We start from the raw sequence: 18,205 nt of genomic DNA, 5'->3' as shown, positions 1-18,205 counted from the left end.
TGCCCAAAGAACTCCCACCAGGAACCGCAAATGGCGAAAGGTTTCACCTTCATGCGCCGAATTTCTCGAGGGATACTGGCACTGGCCGGGGCGCTGGCGTTGACAGCCGGCGTGACCCTCCCCGCGAACGCCGTCGAAGGCCACCCCATCCGCAGTGTGGCCAGTATGAGCACCAAATGCGTCGGCTTGGACAACAACGGCAGCTCCGCCAACGGGACACGGCTGGTCCTGTGGGACTGTCACCTCAATGCCGATCAATACTGGTATTGGGCCGGTAGCACCGCGTTGCGCAGCAGCGCATCCGGAAAGTGCGTCGGCCTGGCCAACTACGGCAGCACGGCCAACGGAACCGAACTGGTTTTGTGGGACTGCCACGGAAACCCCGACCAGCAGTGGCATTGGGTCGCCCTGAGCACCCCGGGTTGGGCCCTGAAGAACACACCCTCCAACAAGTGCGTCGGCTTGGCCAACAAGGGCAGCACGGCCAACGGGACTCGGCTGGTGCTGTGGGACTGCCACCTCAACGTCGACCAAAGGTGGATCTGACGTACGTACGTGGGGTGGAGAAAGTCGTCAGCTGACACCGTGGCGTCGGAGCGGAGACCCTTGCCAGTCACCTGGCGAGGATCTCCGCCCCGATTTCCCTTCGCCTTCCGGTCACCCGCCGGCGGGCAAGGAAACGATCAGAGGCTGTCGGGCAGGTGGATATCGGTGACGTGGACGTCCACGCCCGCGACGTCGAGGCTGAGGAACTGTTCGACGGCTTCGATCACGGCGATCCGGGTCTGTTCGGCCACCGTCATGACCACGTGCCCGAACTCGACCACCACGGAGACCTTGATCGTGGCGATGTCGCCGTCGAGTTCGACCGAGATGCCCTCGTCGTCGAGGCCGTACACGCCCTCGGCCTTGAGAGCCATCCTGGTCACGACCTTCGCGACGACCCCGTCGCCCACCGTGGTGTTGCCGCGGCTGCCTGCGGCGGGCCGCGTCTCGGCCGTGACCGGCTCGACGGCCGACTCAGTCTGCTCGACGTCATCCTCGTCGGACTCGGCAACGACTGCCACCGGCGCGTCAACGGATTCGAGGGCGACTGCATCGGTGCCTTCCGCGATGCCGCCGTCCTCCTCGGGGGATTCGATGTCGGCATCCACTGCCGGAACGGTCTCGGTCGAGGACTCGGCCAGTTCGTCCTCGTCGGCGGTTTCGGTGACGAGGTCCGCGTCGGCGGCGATATCCTCGGACTCCGTGGTGCTGCCCGCCGGTTCCACCGTCTCGGTCTGGTCGACCTCGTTCGCTTTGGTGTCAAGGGTTTCGTCGGCGACGGCCACGTCCGCGGCGTCGGCCTGGAAGGTGTGGGGCTCGGCGGTGGTGGAATCCGTGCCGTATCCACCGGGCCGGGGCGTCTCGTTCTTGGCGCGGCCGAAGATGCTGTTGATGACGTCGGACATGGGTGTGGTTCCCCTTTTCGGGAGCGACGACTTCGGGGGGACGAGCAGACGGCGTCATGCTAGGGGGTAGGGCCATGATGCCGGTCACTTGTCCGCGCGTTCGAGATTTCCTTGTGTACCAAGGAAACCATCGCTCCCTGAGGTTGGCGTTCCCTTAGCCGTCGCCGAGCTTTCGTGCTGCATTCGGCAAAAGTTCAACCGGTGACGTGCCTACCGTTGATCGGCTCCGTCTAGCTGCGGTCCGCTCGCCAGATCCGGCTGCGCAGGTCGCCACCCCGGATCACCTGGATTCGCCACGTGTTGCTTGACCTGGGGTTCGTTGTCCCAGACGGCGACCGCGTCGACGGCCACTGAGTCGTTGCCCGGTGCCCAGTAAGAGAAGTTGGTGTGCGGATTGCCTTCGAGGTGTGCCGCCTTGATCGGGTCCGATAGGTGGCCAGCCAGCCGACCGGGCGGTCGTCGACCTTCTCCCACACCGGGATGAGGACCCGGGTTCGCGGGCGGTTCTCGGCGTCGATCGTCACCATCGTGGCGTAGTTGATGGCTCCGACGTAGGTGTTGAACTCGGCTCCCAGCTCGCCGAAGTCGTCGGTCGTCGTGCTCATGCGTCGTTCCGGAAGGACTCGACGGCGCGTGCGAGGCTGGCCGCGCCGTGTCCGTCGGCGATCTGCCGGTCGATCAGGTCCTTGATCGGGAGCAGGGTGCCGGCCGGGACGCCGAGTTCCTGGCTGGCCCGGATGATCGTGGCCAGCCCTGCCTGGTTCATGGCCAGACTGGACTCACCATCGGTGTAGTCGCCGCTGTCGATCTCCGAGGCGAAGGTGGACAGCGCCGGGAACGCGTCCGCCAGCCACGACAACAGCATCGGCGTCAGCTCGGTGGCCCGGACCCCGGCCGTCGCCGCCATCGCCGTGGCGTGCAGGAAACCGCCGATCATCCCGTACATCCCGGCGAGGATGGCGACGTCGTAACTTGAGGCGAGACCGGCGTCGGCGCCGAGGAAAGTGCCCTTTCCCAACAGGTCCAGCCGCGACTGCGAACGCTGGTGGACGGTCTCGGAACCGCTGTAGCTGATCGACGATTCAGTGGTGCCGATTGTTTGCGGCACCGCGTAAACGGCTCCGTGGAGGTACTGCGCCCCGTGTTCTGCCGCCCATGCGGCCAGGGCTCGTGCGTCCTCCGGCCCGCCGGAGGTGACGTTGACCAGCGAACGCCCGGCGACCGCGGCGGCCGCGGTGGCCAGGACCTGCCGGGCGACGGTGGAATCCAGTAGCGCGACGATCACGAGATCGCCCGCCGCGATCGCCTCCGCGGCCGAGGGCGCCACCGTCGCGCCGGCCGCGACGAGTGCGTCCGCCTTGGCCGCGTCGCGGTTCCAGACTGTCGTGGGATGGCCGTGGCGAAGGAAGGTCTCGGCCAGCGCGCGGCCCAGATTGCCGAGGCCGAGGACGGTGACGTGGTCAGGTGTTGTGCTCATGTGCCCAGCCTCGCCACGGGGACTTCCGGCTGCCAGTGACACTGATGACCGGAACCACCAAATTCGTGCCATAGGATGTGGACCATGAGCGCTGGTTCGGTCGCCCTGGTCGTCCCCGAGGAGATCGGGGTCGCCTTCTGGGATCTGTACGAGGTGAGCATCCCCGCCACCGTTTTCGGGATGCCGCAGCCCGATCTCGCCGATCCCTGGTACGACCTGAGGATGTGCGGAACCGGCGACCGGGCCCGGGAAGCCACCCCGGGATTCGCGCTGCGCACCCCGTACCGGCTCGAAGACATCGTCGGCGCAGACACGGTCATCGTGTCATCGGTGCCGGACGAGGTACTCAGCGAAGGCGCGCCGGTCTCGCCCGAGCTGATCAGCGCGTTGCGCCGCGCCCACGCAGCGGGGGCCCGGATGGTGTCCCTGTGCTCTGGCGCCTTCGCGCTGGCCGAGGCCGGGCTGCTCGACGGCCGCCGCGCCACCTCGCACTGGATGCACACCGCCGCGCTGGCCGAGCGCTTTCCGCAGGTCGAGGTCGACGACTCCGTGCTCTACGTGGACGACGGCGACGTGCTCACCAGCGCCGGCATGACCGCCGGTCTCGACCTGTGCCTGCACCTGGTCCGCCGTGACCTCGGGGCGCATGTGGCCAACCAGCTGGCCCGCCGGATGGTCGTGCCCGCGCACCGGACCGGCGGTCAGGCTCAGTTCATCGATCTCTCGGTCCCCGCCACCGACGATCAGGGGCTGGCGCCGGTACTCGACTGGGCAAGGGCGCACCTCGACCGCCCGCTGACGATCGAAGATCTCGCGCGGCGCGCCATGATGAGCCGCCGGACCTTTTACCGGCGCCTCCAGCAGGCCACCGGTACGACACCACTTCAATGGCTGCTCGCTCAGCGCCTTTCCCAAGCGCAGAGCCTGCTGGAATCGACCGACTTCCCCGTGGAGCGGATCGCGGAGCTCAGTGGTTTCGGCACGGCGAACAACCTGCGCCACCACTTCCTCAAACAGGTCGGCGTCTCGCCGGGCGCCTACCGGAACGCGTTTCCGAGGCAGCCTCAAATCGCCGGTTAGAGAGGGCTCGTGTCGGGATCCACCAGGAAATCCGGCCTCGTCGCGTGCGTCGGCGCGTTATCCACCGAGTTGTAGGTGACGAAGAGGATTGATCGCCGGTCGTTCGAGTGGTTGTTCGACGAGGAATGCACGATGCACGGATGGAACGCGGTTATGGTGCCCGGCAGGCCGGTGAACTGGGACATCGGATAGTCGGCCAGCAGGCCGCCGATCAACTCCGGCGGAACGGCATGTGACAGGTTCGACGACACATCATCTTTCCAGTTCGATGTCCGATTCTCCTTCCGGCTCACCGACTCGAGGACGCCGAGCCGGTGGGTTCCGTCGAGGACTCGCAAGGGCCCGTTGCTCTCATGCGCCTCGTCCAGGTTGATCGCGATGGTCACCGCATCCGGCGACGGCATGCCGTCCTCATGCAACCAGAAGGCGAAGTCCTGGTGCCACGGCCACTCACGGCCCTCGCGTGCCGCCTTGATGTTGGCTTTGAACTGGTAGACATAGACCCTGGAGCCGATCAGGGTCTCCGCGAGGTCGACCAGGATCCGGCTGCGCACCAGGGCGGCGCAGGCTTCGTCGTATCGGTGGCAGCCGTGCACTCCACGCGCGACATCGCTGCCGTCCTCATACACGACCTCCGGCTGACGCAACCGCGAAATCTCCTCGATCCGCTGCTTGACCTCAGCGAGCAGGTCGGCGGGGAAAGGCTGCCGATATTCGCACCAACCCTGATTTTGGTAATCGAATGCGGCCCGTGTCAGGGTATCCGCATTGCTCACTTCATTCTTTACCGGGGACATGAGACGTCCTTTCTGTGTGCGAGCGGAGGTAAAGACTTCGGCGAGTGCCGGACCGCCGGCCACCGCCCGGTGCTCTGGTACGGGTGGCCGTTCGGGCCTGCCGAATGTCAACTCCCGCTGTTTCCTCCTCATATAAGGACGCACTCATCACGTAATGGGTGAAATTCCGACACCCATACTCCAGTGATCTTCCGGGATCCTCTTCTCCCTGCGTGCGGTGCGGTTCGCACTACCGAAACGCGCCCTGCCGGACAGCATTAATAGGGATGTGCGTCCTGTCGGATTGCGTTTTCGGGCATAGCTCGAGCGCGACGGCCGCTTTCGCGGTGGTCAGGAGGGGTGGTTCAAGCTGGAGTACGTGAAGGCCACCTTGAGGGACTCAGAGTCCCTCAAGGTGGCCTTCACGACACGCGACAGCTAGAGGCGCACCGACACACGGTGGTCGGAAGTGCGGCCGTGCACGGAGCACGGCTCACTGGACGCTTGTGGACAGAGCATGAAATGTTCGGTCACCGTTGCCCGGTACGCCCGGTAGCGGCCAGGCGGCCGGAAAACCTCCGGTCCCTTGCTGAACGGCGCCGCGCCCAGGTAGATCTCCAGGCCCCGGTCCAGTTCGGCTCCGGTCAGCTCACCCGCGGTGGCGGCCATGTACACCGCCTCGTCGGAGCCCGGCTCCTGCTGTGAGTTGAACACCACGATGCCGACCTGGGGCCGCACCGCGATGTTGCGGACCTGCGTCGCCTCGGGTGAGGAGATCCAGTAGAACGCCGAGTAGCCGTCGGCCACGTAGAAGACCGGCGACGCCCAGGGCTCGCCGTCCGTGTTCGCGGTTCCCAGTGTCATAAAGCGGTTGCCGTCGATGATCGCCCGACCCTTGGCTTCAAGATCCCCGGTGTCCATGGCGTAAACCGTACAGCCGCCGTGGACGCGCCGGGATCAAACAGCCTCCGGGGCGGCGCCACATGGTCAGCAGCACGAGAGAAGACCGCGGGAACTCCTCGCGCGACGATCAAGGCTCGAAGAGATGCGGAAGGAAACGCGGTGGATGTACGGCAGGCCGTCTCTGGGGGCCAGAACGATCCGGACGGCGGCGCGCGCCCGGTGCACGAGGCGGTGGCGCACTGGAGCAGGCACGCCCCGAACGCCCCCGCACTCACCTGTGCCGACGGCACCCTCTCCTACCGCGACCTCGACGAGCGTGCCAACCGGCTCGCCCACCATCTCCGTGGCCTCGGCGTGGACCGCGGCGTCATCGTCGCGATCCATCTCGAGCGGAGCCTGGATCACTACGTGGCACTGCTCGGCGTACTCCGCGCCGGCGGCGCCGCGCTGCCGCTGGACACCGGCTATCCCGTCACCCGCCTGCGGTACATGCTCGAGGACAGCGGTGCGCGGACACTCATCACGCGGGGCTCGGCACTCGCCGAGGGGCCGTTGACGGTCGTGAACCCCCACACCGACGCCGCGGACATCGCCGCACACCCGGCCACGGAGCCACCCGAGCGAGCAGGCGCCGCGGACCTGGCGTACGTCATGTACACCTCCGCGTCGACGGGGGCGCCGAAGGGCGTCCAGCTCGAGCACGGTGGAATCACGAACCTGTGCCGCCGGCACGTCGCCGCACTCGGGCTGACCGCGGCCGACCGAGGCTCGCTTGCCGCTCCGCTGAGCTTCGACGCGTCGATCCTCGACCTGTGGCCGCTGCTCTCCGTGGGCGGGCACGGCATCGCGGTGTCCGATGAGGACCGGGCCGATCCGGAAAGACTCGTCACGACGTTGCGGGACAACGAGGTGACGTTGTGCTTCCTGACCACCGCGCTCGCCGAGATCCTGCTGGCACAGCCGGACCTGACAACGCTGTCCTTGCGGTACCTGGTGACCGGGGGAGAGGCGTTGCGCCGACGGCCACGGCCAGGCCTGCCGTTCCGGTTGGTCAATATCTACGGCCCGACCGAGACGACGGTGTACGTCACGTCGGCGGTGGTCGCCGACTCCGCGACGGGCGACGGGCCGATCCCCATCGGCCGTCCGCTCGGCGGCGTGGCCGTGCGGCTGCTGGACCCGCACGGCCGGCCGGTGCCCGACGGCGAGACAGGCGAGATCGTCGTCGCCAGTGCCGGTGTCTCCCGCGGTTACCTCGGTCAGCCCGCGCTCACCGCGCGGCGGTTCGGTGTGGACGGTGCGCTGCGGACCTACCGGACGGGCGATCTCGCGAAGCGGAACGCCGAAGGTGACCTCGAGTTCGTCGGCCGCGTCGACCGGCAGGTCAAGATCCGCGGGCACCGCATCGAACCCGACGAGATCGAACGTGTCCTGCTGCGGCACCCGAGTGTGCGGCAGGCCGCCGTGGTCGCCGTGCGGCCCTCGCCGGAGACCGCTCAGCTGGTCGCCTACATCGAGCCGGATCCGGGCCGGGCGCCGGCCCGGGCGGGCTGGTCGACGCAGCCGGGCCCGGCCGGGAGCGAGGTCGCGACCGTGGCCACGGTCCGGGCGTTGGCGGCGGGTTCGGTGCTCGAGATCGGCCCGGGTGTGGCCGGGCTGAGTGCCGCGTGCGACTCGCATGAGCGGCTGGCGTCGCTAGCCGGACCGGCGGCGATGTCCCGAGAGGGCGTGGATGCCGTGCTCATCGACGCCCACGGACCGGGGCTCGGCACGGTGGACGACCTGCTCGGTGCGATCACCAGGGCGACGGAGCTGACCTCGGACGGTGGCACGGTGGTACTCACCGGTGTGCGTTCGTTGCCCGTGCTCCCAGCCGCCTGCTGCGCGGCCGAGCTGTCGGTGGCCCCGGACGACATGACCACGGACGAACTCCGCTGGCGGGTGCGTGGCCGGCTTCACGCCGACGCCGCGCCCGCGATCCATCCCGCGGCCTTCCTCGCCCTCGACGCGGGTTCGGTGGACATCGTCCCGCGCTTCGACCGGGAGGGGCCGGGCCGGTTCGACGTGCTCGTCCGGGTGGGTGAGGTACCGCCCGCGCCGGAGTTCACCTGGCTCGACTGGCAGGACGACGGGCTGGACCTGGCCGCGATCCGGCGGCTGCTGCGCGCGGGCACAGCGCGGGCACTCGGCGTTCGGTCCATTCCCCATGCGGAGGTCTCGGCGTGGTTCGCCGCATGGCGGGGTACCGAAGAGCAGGCGTGCGCCGGTGATCTGAGGCCCCGGCTGCGGCCCGTCGCCGGTGCGCCGTCGCCGGTCGACCTCCGCGCGCTCACCATCGGGCTCCCTTATCGCGTGCGGTTGAGCTGGGCGGCCGGTCGGGCGGACGGCACGCTGGACGCGGTTTGGCTGGCCGACTCCGTGCCGGAACCCGTCCGCGTGCCGTGGCCGGCTCCGGCCTCGGCATGCGACGCGCTCGCCAAGAGCGCGCCGGACGAGCAACGCGACGAGGCGCTGCGGCGCGAGTTGCGGGACGCGTTGGCCGCCCGGTTCGTGCAGCACGAGATGCCGGAGCTCATCGTCGTGCTGGACCGGCTTCCGCTGACCCCGGTGGGCAAGGTCGACCGCGGCGCGCTGCCGCCACCGCACTGGCTGGGTGGGCGACGGCAGTCCTCGGCCGAACCGAGGACGCCGAGGGAAGAGGCGGTGACCAGGCTGGCGGAGCAGGTGCTCGGCCGTGCGGGCGTCGGCCGCGACGACGACCTCCGCTCGTACGGGGCGCACTCGCTCACACTGGCGCAGCTCTCGGCACGCCTCATGGACCGGTTCGAGGTGCGGGTCTCCGTCCGGGAGCTGCTCGCGGAGCCCACCGTCGCGGCGATCGCCGGCCGGCTAGAGAGTCTCCCGGCCGGACTCGACCGGCTGAAGGTGGCGTGATGGACGCTCCGCTGTCTTTCGCGCAGGAGCGGCTGTGGTTTCTCGACCAGCTGCATCCCGGCGCCACCGGCTACAACATCCCGTCCGCGCACCGGATCCGCGGTCCGCTGGACGTGGACCTCCTGACCCGCGCGCTGACCGAGGTGGTCCGACGGCACGAGGTGATGCGGTCCACTGTGGACGAGGGACCTGGTGGCCGGCCGGTCCACCGGGTCGCGCGGGCCGAACCCGTCAAGCTGCCGGTCACGCTCGTCGACGTCGACACGCCCGAACGGCTGCCGGCGCGGGTGGCCGAGCTGGCCAGGGAACACGTGCTCCAGCCGTTCGACCTGCGCCGCGGACCGCTCATGCGTGCCGAGCTGTTCCGGCTCGACGAGGACGACCACGTACTGCTGGTGTGCCTGCACCACCTGGTTTCCGACCACTGGACGCTTTCCCTGTTGCTCCGCGAACTGTCCGAGCTGTACACGGCATTCCTGCTCGACTTCGGTTCGCCGCTGCCCGAACCGTCCGTTCAGTACGGCGACTTCACGCGGTGGCAACGGGAAGCGGTCAACGAACCGGTGCTGGACGCGCAACTGCGGCACTGGCGCGAACGGCTGTCCGGGTGCGAACCACTCGAACTGCTCACCGATCGCCCCCGGCCGCCGGTGCAGTGCTGGGACGGCGCCCGCGTTCGGCACCGCATGCCCGCTCGGGTACTCGACGGTGTGCGGGACATGGCCGTGAGCCATGACGTCACCCTCTTCGCCGCCGTGGCTGCCGGGTTGTCGGCGCTGCTGGCCCACCACACCGGTCAGACCGACATCGTGTTCGCCGCGGCCATGGCCCATCGCGACCGCCCCGAGTTCGAGGATCTGCTGGGGTTCTTCGTCAACACCGTGGTGTTGCGTAACGACCTGACCGGTGATCCGGCCTTCGGCGAGCTACTCGGCAGGGTCCAGGAAACGACACTGCAGGCGGGGGAGAACCAGGACCTGCCGTTCGAGCGGCTGGCGGATCTGCAGGGAGCCGACCGCGACCTGAGCAGGCCGCCGCTGGTCAATGTCGTGATCTCGTTCCTGAACACCCCGGCCGATCCACTGCGGCTGCCCGGTTCGGTGGTCACCGAGTTCGTGTTCGACCCCGGTGTCGTCAAGTTCGAGCTCGACTTCATGGTGTTCGAGGCGGACGGCGAACTGGTCGTGGACGTCGACTATCGCCGGGACCTGTTCGAGCGGTCCACAGTGGAACGTCTGCTGCTGCACCTGGAGCGCGTTCTCGTCGACGCGGCCCGGGATCCGTCCCGGCCGGTGTCGGCGTTGTCGCTGCTGCCCCCCGAGGAGGAAGCCCGACTGCTGGTGTGGGGCAACGCGTCCACCCCGCTGCCCGCCGCGTCGGCGACCATGGTGGAGCTGTTCGCGGAGCAGGTCGCGATCCGGCCGGAGGCCCCCGCGGTGCGGTGCGGCACCGAGGCACTGAGCTATGCCGAACTCGACGCGCGGGCCGCGCTGGTCGCCGACGCCGTGCGTGCGCACGCGACCGAAGGGCCGTTGTGCGTGGGTGTCTGCCTGGACCGTTCGATCGACCAGGTCGCCGCCCTCCTGGGCATTCTCCGGGCGGGAGGCCACTACCTGCCGCTCGACCCGGGTTATCCGGCCGACCGGCTCGGCTATCTGCTCGGCGACGCCGGCGCCGGCGTGATCGTCACCAGCACCGAGTTCGCGGACCGGACGGCGGGCTGGGGCGGGCCCTCGGTCCTCCTGGACGACTTAGACGACCTCGCCGACCTCGCCGACCTCGACACCGTCACCGAAGGAGTTCCCGCGGTGGCGCAGGGCCCGGAAGACCTGGCGTACGTCATGTACACCTCCGGTTCGACCGGGCGGCCCAAGGGCGTCCGGGTGCCGCAGCGCGCGGTGGTGCGACTCGTGCACGAGACCGACTTCGTGCGACTCGGCCCGGGTGACCGAGTCGCCCACAGCAGCAGCATCTCCTTCGACGCCGCGACCTTCGAGATCTGGGGCGCGTTGCTCACCGGCGCCGAGCTGGTCATCCTGCCCAAGGACACGGTGGTCGAGCCCGCGGCGCTGGCACACGGGCTCCGTGAGCACCGCGTCACGGTGCTGTGGATGACTTCGTCACTGTTCAACCACACGGTCGGCGAGGTGCCGGACGCCGTCGCAGGGGTCGGCACGGTGATCGTCGGCGGCGAGGCACTCGACCCCGCCGTGATCCGGGCCGTGCTGTCCGCCGGGAACGCGCCGGGGCGGTTGCTCAACGGCTACGGCCCCACCGAGAACACCACGTTCAGCACCACCCATCTGATCACCCACGTGCCGGAGGGCGCCGTCTCGGTGCCGATCGGCAGGCCGATCCGCGGCACCCGTTGTTACGTGACGGACTCCGAGCTCGGGCTGGTGCCCGTAGGTGTGCCGGGCGAGCTGTGCGTCGCGGGCTCCGGCCTGGCACAAGGCTATGTCGGTGCCCCGGAGCTGACGGCGGACAGGTTCGTGCCCGATCCCCACGGCGCGCCCGGTGACCTGCTCTACCGCACCGGCGACCTGGTCAGGTGGCGAACCGACGGGACACTGGAGTTCCTCGGCCGGCGCGACGACCAGGTCAAGATCCGGGGGTACCGCGTCGAACTGGGCGAGATCGAGGCGCGGCTGACGGCCTGCCCCGGCGTCCGCGCCGCGCTCGTCCTCGTCCGGCCGTCGGACGGCGGGCCACGTGTGGTCGCCTACGCGGTCGCGGCGGACCTCGCGGCCACTCTGTCCACAAAGGACCTTCAGGACGGCCTGGCGGAGACTCTGCCCGGCTACATGGTGCCGAGCGACATCGTGCTGCTCGACCGGTTCCCGTTGAACGCCAACGGGAAGGTCGACCGGGCGCGGCTGCCGGAGCCCGCGCTGGCCGAACGCCCGACGGACTTCGTCGCACCGCGGACCGAACTGGAGACGACGGTCTGCCAGGTCTGGGCGGAACTCCTCGGCGTCGCCGAGGTCGGCGCCACCGCCAACTTCTTCCGTCTGGGCGGCAATTCTCTGCTCGCCACCCGCACGGTCAGCCGCCTGCGCCGCGAGCTCGGCGTGCGGATGAGCGTGCGGACGCTGTTCGACCATCCCACAGCCGCGGAGTTCGCCGCGGCCGTGCACGAGATCAGGGAGCTACGGACATGAGCGCGACGAAGGCCGGCGGCACCGCCGCGCACGACGTCCCGGCGGCGAGCACCCAGGAACGGATGTGGTTCGCCGAGCGGATGGAACCCGGGGACGGGCTCTACAACATGCCGGTCGCTTTCCGGGTGCACGGACGCCTTTCGGCGGAGGCGCTGGAGCGGGCCGTCGCGGTGGTCGTCGAACGCCACGAGATCCTGCGCACCTCCTTCGCCGAACGGGACGGCCGGCTCCACCAGCACGTGGAAGACCCGTGGGCCCCCGCGGTCGAGCGGGTCGACCTCCGCGGAGAACCCGCGGCGGAGGAGAGGCTTTCCGCGTGGCTGCGGGACTTCGGGCGCCGCCCGTTCGACCTCGACCACGCCCGCCTCTTCCGCGTCGGGCTGGCCGACCTCGACGACCGGCAACAGGTGCTGGTCGTGTGCGCCCACCACATGGTCTGGGACGGCGCCTCCACCCGGCTCTTCCTTCGCGAGGTGGAGGACTGCTACGACGCGGTGGCCGAGCCGCTCACCGAAATCCCCCGGGTCGCGGAGGCACTCCCGCTGCCCACACTCTTTCTCGGCCAGGCGGCGAAGACTCCCGACGAGACCGCCGTGGTCTTCGCGGACACCTCGCTGCGCTACGCCGAACTCGACCGGCGCGCCCGTGCCGTGGCGGGTTCCCTCACCGGCCGCGGCCTCGGCCGCGGCGACCTGGTCGGGGTCTACCTCAACCGCTCGGCGGACCTGGTGCCGACGTTGCTCGGTGTGCTGCTCTCCGGCGCGGCCTACGTGCCGCTGGACCCGATCTACCCGCCCGGGCGCATCGCCGGGATGATCGAGGACGCCGAGGTGAAACTGCTCCTCACCGACGGGCCGCTGCCCGCCGAGATCACCGCGACCGCCGTCGAGACGGCCCACGTCGACGACGTGCTCACCGGCCCGCCGGTCGCCGACGCCGCCGTCCTGACCGGCGACGACATCGCCTACGTCATCTACACCTCGGGCTCGACCGGACGCCCCAAGGGAGTGCGCGTCACCCACCGAGGCCTGGCGAACCTGCTGCGTTCGATGGCCGACCGGCCGGGGTTCGGCGACCAGGACACGATGCTGGCCCTCACCACCGTCTGCTTCGACATCGCCGCGCTCGAGCTGTTCCTCCCGCTGATCACCGGCGGCACGGTCGAGGTCGCGAGCGCGGAGGCCGCCCGGGACGGCGAGCTGCTCGTCCGGCACCTGGAGCGGTCGAGGCCGACCCACGTACAGGCGACACCCGCCACCTGGCGCATGCTGCTCGCCGCGGGCTGGCAGGGCGACCGGGGACTGACCGTCTTCTGCGGCGGTGAGGCACTGCCCCGTACGCTCGCCGACGACCTGCTCCCGCGCGCCCGTGCCGTGTGGAACCTCTACGGGCCGACGGAAACCACCATCTGGTCGACCGCGAGCCGGGTGACGGCCGGCCCGATCACCCTCGGCGAGCCCGTCGCCAACACCACCCTGCACGTCCTGGACGAGGGCATGCGGCCGGTGCCCTCCGGTGAACCCGGCGAGCTGTGGATCGGCGGCGACGGCGTCGCCGCCGGCTACCTGCGGCGCCCCGAGCTGACCGCCGAGCGGTTCCGCGAGGACGCGGCCGGCGACGTGCTCTACCGCACCGGGGACCTGGTCCGGGTCCTGCCCGGCGGGCACCTCGAATACGTCAACCGGGTGGACAACCAGATCAAGCTGCACGGGTTCCGGATCGAGCCCGGCGAGATCGAGTCGCTGCTGCGGGGCCATTCCGGGATCGCCGACGCGGTGGTCCTGCTCGACGAGGGCGACAAGCTGACCGCCTACCTCGACTGCGCTGGCCCGCCGCCGACCGCCGTGGAACTCCGCTCCTTCCTCGGCAGCGACCTGCCCGAGTACATGATCCCGGCCGCCTACCGCGTCGTGGACGCGTTTCCCTTGACCCGTAACGGAAAGGTCGACCGGAATGCGCTACGCGCGCAGGGCGGGCAGCTCCCGGCCGCCCCGCGCGCCGAGCTCGAGACGCCGACCGAGCGTCTGGTCGGCGACGTCTTCGCCGCGGTGCTCCAGTGCCCGGCGCCCGGCGCGGACGAGTCGTTCTTCGAGCTGGGCGGGCATTCGTTGCTGCTGGCCCGCTTCACCGCCGAGATCGCCGCCCGAACCGGGATCGCACTCTCGATCGCGGACGTGTACCGCCTGTCCCGGCCCCGGGAGCTGGCCGCCCACCTGGACTCGGTGATCGGCGACGAGATCGCCGCGCCCATCGCCTCGTCCACCGCGCCGGGTACGCCGGCGTCCAGCATGCAGGAACAGATGTGGCTGGCCGAGCAGATGGACACCACCGGCCCCGCCTACAACATCCCGCTCACCTGGCGGATCACCGGTGACCTCGATCCCGATGCCCTGCGGGCCGCCTTCGCCGCGGTGATCGAACGGCACGAGATCCTGCGGTCGGCGTTCCAGCAGCACGGCGGGCGGCTCCACCAGGTGGTCACCGAACCGTGGATCCCGGACATCGAGGTGACCACGCTCGGCTCGTCCGTCGCGGAGGAGATCGCCGCGCTCGTCGACAAGGAGGCGGAGACCCCCTTCGACCTCGCGGCCGGGCGGCCGCTTCGCGCGCGCCTGATCTCCACCGCTCCCGCGGAACACGTCCTGATCCTTTGCCTGCACCACATCGCGTTCGACGCCCAGTCGCTGCCGGTGCTTCAGCGCGACCTCGACAACGCGTACCGGGGCGCTCTCGGTCTCCCCGTCGACGACCTTCCGTCGCCGGTCCAGTTCTCCGAAGTCGCGCAGCGGCAACGCGAGGAGCTCGGCGACCCCGACGGTGAGGACATGCTCGGCTACTGGGCCGAGCAGCTCGCGGGCGCGCCGGAAACGACCGATCTCGGCGTGCCGCCACGACGTCCCGAAGCGCACGGCACCGTCCACGTCCCGTTCTCCGCCGACTTCGTCGCGCGCACCGCCGAGCTCTGCGACGAACACCGCACGTCCTGGTACATGGTGGCCGTGGCGGCGGTGGCGACATGGCTGCACGGCAGCGCGAACCACGACGACGTCACCTTTGGTCTGCCCGTGGCCAACCGTCGGTCCGAGGATCTCGAGGACGTGCTGGGCCCGTGCCTCAACACGGTGCTGCTGCGTTCGCGGACCACGGCGGGCGCGACGTTCGCGGACGTGCTGAGCGACGTCCGCGACAGCATGCTCGACGCCTTCGAGTACGAGGCGGCACCGCTGCCCGCCGTCCTCGACCGGCTGCGCCCGCGGCGCCGAGAGGGCCACACCCCCTTCCTCGACGTCATGCTCAACCTCGTCTCCGGCCGTCTCACGGGGCACGCGCTCGGCCCGGCCACGGCGACCCCGCTGCCGTTCGACCGTTGGCACCACGAGACGAAGTTCGGCCTCACGGTCACCTTCGTCGAGGAGGACGACAAGCTGACCGCCGTGCTGACCTATCGCGGCGACCGGCACCCGGCGGCGCGGGCACGACGCCTGGCGGCTCGGCTCGGCCATGTGCTCGACCGGGTCGACGCGCTCGTGGACCGGCCGCTCACCGAACTGCTGCCGTCGGGCCGCGCCCAGTTCCGCGACTTCGCGCTGAAGCAGTCCGACGAGCGGGAAAGCGTGGGCGGCCGGGCAGATCTCGAACAGTGGACGACGCGACTGTCGGGCGCGCCGGTCTTTCCCGCGCTGACCCCGCCCTTGTTGGAGGCGCGGCCGGGATCGGTGCCGATCCCGCTGAAGCCCGCGGCGCTGGATGGGCTGCGGTCGGTGCGCACCGAGCACGGCGTGTCCTGGTTCATGGTGGCCGCCACCGCGCTCGCCGCTCTGCTGCATCGCTGGACCGGTCAGGAGGACGTCACCTTCGGCTGCCCGGTGGCCGACCGCGTCGAGCTGCCAGACGTACTCGGGCCCTGCTTGAACACCGTCGTGCTGCGCTCGCAATTCGACGAGGATTCCTCGCTGGCCGACCTGCTGCATGCCATGCGGGACACCGTGCTGGACGCGTTCGAAAACCCGTCGGTGCCGTTCGAGGACATCGTCGACCGGTTGAACCCGCCCCGTCGCCCCGGCTGGACACCCTACGTCGACGTGATGCTCGCGGTGACCGCCGGCGCCGACGAGCCGGTGACGATCGGCGGGCTGGGACTCGACCCGATCGAGCTGGATCACGATGGCGCGGGCTACGCCGGAAAGTTCGCCCTGACGGTCGGCTTCGAAGAGATCGGCGGGCAGCTGCGGGGCACGATGCTGTACCGGGGCGACCGGATCACCGGGGGCGAGGCGCGGCGGATGGCGGGCTGGCTGGGCCGGCTGTTCGACTCCTTCGCCGACGTCCTGCACCAGCCGGTGCGCACCCTCGATGTGGTCGACGATCACGAGCGAACCGAGCTGCGGCGCTGGGAGCAGGCGGCTCCGGCCGGACCGGCGACCACGGTGGCGGCGCTGTTCGCCGACCAGGTCGCCGAGCGCCCGCAGGCCCCGGCGGTCCGATCCGGTAAGGGCGTGCGCACCTACCGCGCGCTCGACGACCGCGCCGAGGCCCTCGCCGCGGTGCTGCGGCCGCACGCCCGTGGTGCGCGGCCGGCGGTGGCGTTTCTGCTGCCCCGCGGTGAAGATCTGATCGTGTGCCTGCTCGCGGCGTGGAAGGCCGGGTTCATCCCGTGCCCGCTGGATCCGGTGTACCCGGCCGGCCGGATCGGCTTCATCCTCGGCGACCTCGACGCGTGCGCCGTGGTGACCGACGATCCGGCGGCCGCCGGGATTCCGGACGGCGTCCCGGTGATCGACATCGCGACCGTGCCGGTGGCCACCGATCAGCCGGCCTCGGCGCTACCGGATCCCGACTCGACGGCCTACGTGCTCTACACCTCGGGTAGCACCGGGGAACCGAAGGGCGTGGAGTACAGCCACCGCGGTCTCGCCGAGGTGACCCGCTGGCACATCACCGAGTTCGACGTGCGGCCGGAGGACCGGGTCAGCCAGATCCACAGCGTCGCCTTCGACACCAGCCAGCACGAGATCTGGCCGACCCTGTGCGGGGGAGCGGAGCTGGTGCCCTACGAGCGCTCGGTGGTCGCGCCCGAGCTCGCGACCTGGCTCGACGAGCTCGAGGTGACGATGTTCTTCGTGCCGACCCCGCTGGGTGAGGCGCTGTGGGCGGCGGGTGCCGAGCTGCCCGCACTGCGATGGATGATCTTCGCGGGCTCGCCGCTGACCCAGCTGCCGCCCGAGACGGGGTACCGGATCTGCGACGCCTATGGCCCCACCGAAACGTTCATCACGACGTCACACCTGCTGGAGCCGTCCGCGGCCACCGTGCTCAACTGCATCGGCCGTCCCACCCCCGGGGTGCGCACCTACGTCCTCGACGACGCCGGGCAGCGGTGCCCGATCGGCTTCCCGGGGGAGTTGTACGTCGGCGGCTCGACTGTCGCAAAGGGATACTGGAACCGCGAAGAGCTGACACAGCAACGGTTTTCCACGCACAACCCGGATGGTGAGCCGGACTGGGTGTACCGGACCGGGGACCAGTGCCGGTGGCTGCCGGACGGCACGCTGGAGTACCTCGGGCGCGGCGACCGGCAGCTCAAGATCCGTGGCTACCGGGTCGAGCCCCAGGAGATCGAGGCTCAGCTGCACCGTGATCCGCTGGTGGCCAAGGCGGTGGTGCGCGGTTACCCGGGTGAGGCCGCGCCGCTGGTGGCCTACCTGATCGCGGCCGACGGTCAACCGGCCGACACGCAGGCGGTGCTGGCCAAGCTGAAGGTCCAGCTGCCCGAGTTCATGGTGCCCAACGCGGTGGTCTGGCTGCCCGAGCTACCGATGAACTCCCGGGGCAAGCTCGCCACCGACCAGCTGCCCCGGCCGGGCCGCGACGAGCTGGCAGGCCAGACCCCGTGGATGGCACCGGAAACCGACCTCGAGCGGCGCGTCGCCGCGGTGTGGTCCGGTGTCCTCGGCATCGAATCCGTTGGCGCCCAGGACAATTTCTTCGACCTGGGCGGGAACTCGCTGCTGCTGGCCACCTTGCACACACGCCTGCGGAACGAGCTGGAGATGCCGTTGTCCATCCGGCAGCTGTTCGAGTACCCGACCGTGCACGCGCTCGCACGGGCGCTGACGGCGGGCGAGCCGGCGACCACGTCCACAGTGGACGTCCGACGCCGCGCCGAGCGCGCGCAACGGGCACGCCGGGCCAGGCCGGTCCGTCCGGAGCGGAACGAGGACGTGGCATGACGAACCCCTTCGAGGATGAAGACGCGACGTACCTGGTCCTGCTCAACGACGAGGGGCAGTACTCACTCTGGCCGGCCACCACCGCGGTCCCGGACGGCTGGCGGAGCGTGCGCCCGGCGGACAGCAGGCAGAACAGCCTGGACTACGTCGAACGGCACTGGACCGACATGCGGCCCGTGCCCGTGCGCTGAGG

Annotated in this window: 11 protein-coding genes; 6 read left to right on the top strand and 5 right to left on the bottom strand. The window is 70.0% G+C overall.

Annotated features, from left to right (window positions below; translation table 11 throughout):
* Positions 1-30: 30 nt before the first annotated feature.
* Positions 31-546 carry an RICIN domain-containing protein gene (locus tag ACLJRL_RS16120; protein ID WP_410656977.1) on the top strand — a complete coding sequence of 172 codons (516 nt, stop codon included), beginning with the start codon at positions 31-33 and terminating at the stop codon, positions 544-546.
* Positions 547-683: 137 nt separating this feature from the next.
* Here ACLJRL_RS16120 and ACLJRL_RS16115 read toward each other — a convergent pair whose 3' ends face one another.
* The 3 genes from ACLJRL_RS16115 to ACLJRL_RS16105 form a co-directional block, all read right to left on the bottom strand.
* Positions 684-1,451: an Asp23/Gls24 family envelope stress response protein gene (locus tag ACLJRL_RS16115; RefSeq protein WP_410656976.1), complete on the bottom strand. Its 768-nt coding sequence runs from the start codon at positions 1,449-1,451 to the stop codon at positions 684-686.
* Between the two features lie 230 nt (positions 1,452-1,681).
* Entirely contained in the window at positions 1,682-2,056 is a 375-nt protein-coding gene (locus ACLJRL_RS16110) for a hypothetical protein (protein WP_410656975.1), read from the bottom strand.
* Positions 2,053-2,928, bottom strand: a complete 876-nt coding sequence (locus tag ACLJRL_RS16105; RefSeq protein WP_410656974.1) for an NAD(P)-dependent oxidoreductase — start codon at positions 2,926-2,928, stop codon at positions 2,053-2,055. Before ACLJRL_RS16105 ends, ACLJRL_RS16110 begins: the two co-directional genes overlap by 4 nt.
* An 84-nt stretch (positions 2,929-3,012) precedes the next feature.
* On the opposite strand from ACLJRL_RS16105, the gene ACLJRL_RS16100 reads away from it, so the two are divergent.
* Positions 3,013-4,008: a GlxA family transcriptional regulator gene (locus ACLJRL_RS16100; RefSeq protein ID WP_410656973.1), complete on the top strand. Its 996-nt coding sequence runs from the start codon at positions 3,013-3,015 to the stop codon at positions 4,006-4,008.
* Here the strand turns inward: ACLJRL_RS16100 and ACLJRL_RS16095 are convergent.
* Both ACLJRL_RS16095 and ACLJRL_RS16090 read right to left on the bottom strand, forming a co-directional pair.
* Positions 4,005-4,805 carry a phytanoyl-CoA dioxygenase family protein gene (locus ACLJRL_RS16095; RefSeq protein WP_410656972.1) on the bottom strand — a complete coding sequence of 267 codons (801 nt, stop codon included), beginning with the start codon at positions 4,803-4,805 and terminating at the stop codon, positions 4,005-4,007. The two genes, ACLJRL_RS16100 and ACLJRL_RS16095, sit on opposite strands and share 4 nt — an antisense overlap.
* 417 nt (positions 4,806-5,222) lie before the next feature.
* Positions 5,223-5,705 (bottom strand): pyridoxamine 5'-phosphate oxidase family protein, encoded by a 483-nt coding sequence (locus ACLJRL_RS16090; protein WP_410656971.1) that lies wholly within the window; start codon positions 5,703-5,705, stop codon positions 5,223-5,225.
* Positions 5,706-5,846: 141 nt separating this feature from the next.
* Here ACLJRL_RS16090 and ACLJRL_RS16085 point away from each other — a divergent pair, with 141 nt between their 5' ends.
* The 4 genes from ACLJRL_RS16085 to ACLJRL_RS16070 are packed head-to-tail and all read left to right on the top strand — an operon-like array spanning position 5,847 to position 18,203.
* Positions 5,847-8,621 (top strand): amino acid adenylation domain-containing protein, encoded by a 2,775-nt coding sequence (locus ACLJRL_RS16085; RefSeq protein WP_410656970.1) that lies wholly within the window; start codon positions 5,847-5,849, stop codon positions 8,619-8,621.
* Positions 8,621-11,782 (top strand): non-ribosomal peptide synthetase, encoded by a 3,162-nt coding sequence (locus ACLJRL_RS16080; RefSeq protein WP_410656969.1) that lies wholly within the window; start codon positions 8,621-8,623, stop codon positions 11,780-11,782. The genes ACLJRL_RS16085 and ACLJRL_RS16080 overlap by 1 nt, the downstream gene beginning before the upstream one ends.
* Positions 11,779-18,012, top strand: coding sequence for an amino acid adenylation domain-containing protein (locus ACLJRL_RS16075; RefSeq protein WP_410656968.1), 6,234 nt, complete (start codon positions 11,779-11,781; stop codon positions 18,010-18,012). Before ACLJRL_RS16080 ends, ACLJRL_RS16075 begins: the two co-directional genes overlap by 4 nt.
* Positions 18,009-18,203, top strand: coding sequence for an MbtH family protein (locus ACLJRL_RS16070; RefSeq protein ID WP_410656967.1), 195 nt, complete (start codon positions 18,009-18,011; stop codon positions 18,201-18,203). Before ACLJRL_RS16075 ends, ACLJRL_RS16070 begins: the two co-directional genes overlap by 4 nt.
* Positions 18,204-18,205: the final 2 nt, after the last annotated feature.

Origin of the sequence: Amycolatopsis sp. lyj-112 (assembly GCF_046549055.1) — a bacterium.
In the GTDB taxonomy this organism is placed as follows: Bacteria; Actinomycetota; Actinomycetes; order Mycobacteriales; family Pseudonocardiaceae; genus Amycolatopsis.
This window is presented reverse-complemented; position numbering and strand designations above follow the sequence as displayed.

What these genes read in the sequence shown, in the direction of transcription:
- ACLJRL_RS16120 (WP_410656977.1), top strand. Translation starts at nt 31, where the DNA reads ATGGCGAAAGGTTTCACCTTCATGCGCCGAATTTCTCGAGGGATACTG.
- ACLJRL_RS16115 (WP_410656976.1), bottom strand. Translation starts at nt 1,451, where the DNA reads ATGTCCGACGTCATCAACAGCATCTTCGGCCGCGCCAAGAACGAGACG.
- ACLJRL_RS16110 (WP_410656975.1), bottom strand. Translation starts at nt 2,056, where the DNA reads ATGAGCACGACGACCGACGACTTCGGCGAGCTGGGAGCCGAGTTCAAC.
- ACLJRL_RS16105 (WP_410656974.1), bottom strand. Translation starts at nt 2,928, where the DNA reads ATGAGCACAACACCTGACCACGTCACCGTCCTCGGCCTCGGCAATCTG.
- ACLJRL_RS16100 (WP_410656973.1), top strand. Translation starts at nt 3,013, where the DNA reads ATGAGCGCTGGTTCGGTCGCCCTGGTCGTCCCCGAGGAGATCGGGGTC.
- ACLJRL_RS16095 (WP_410656972.1), bottom strand. Translation starts at nt 4,805, where the DNA reads ATGTCCCCGGTAAAGAATGAAGTGAGCAATGCGGATACCCTGACACGG.
- ACLJRL_RS16090 (WP_410656971.1), bottom strand. Translation starts at nt 5,705, where the DNA reads ATGGACACCGGGGATCTTGAAGCCAAGGGTCGGGCGATCATCGACGGC.
- ACLJRL_RS16080 (WP_410656969.1), top strand. Translation starts at nt 8,621, where the DNA reads ATGGACGCTCCGCTGTCTTTCGCGCAGGAGCGGCTGTGGTTTCTCGAC.
- ACLJRL_RS16075 (WP_410656968.1), top strand. Translation starts at nt 11,779, where the DNA reads ATGAGCGCGACGAAGGCCGGCGGCACCGCCGCGCACGACGTCCCGGCG.
- ACLJRL_RS16070 (WP_410656967.1), top strand. Translation starts at nt 18,009, where the DNA reads ATGACGAACCCCTTCGAGGATGAAGACGCGACGTACCTGGTCCTGCTC.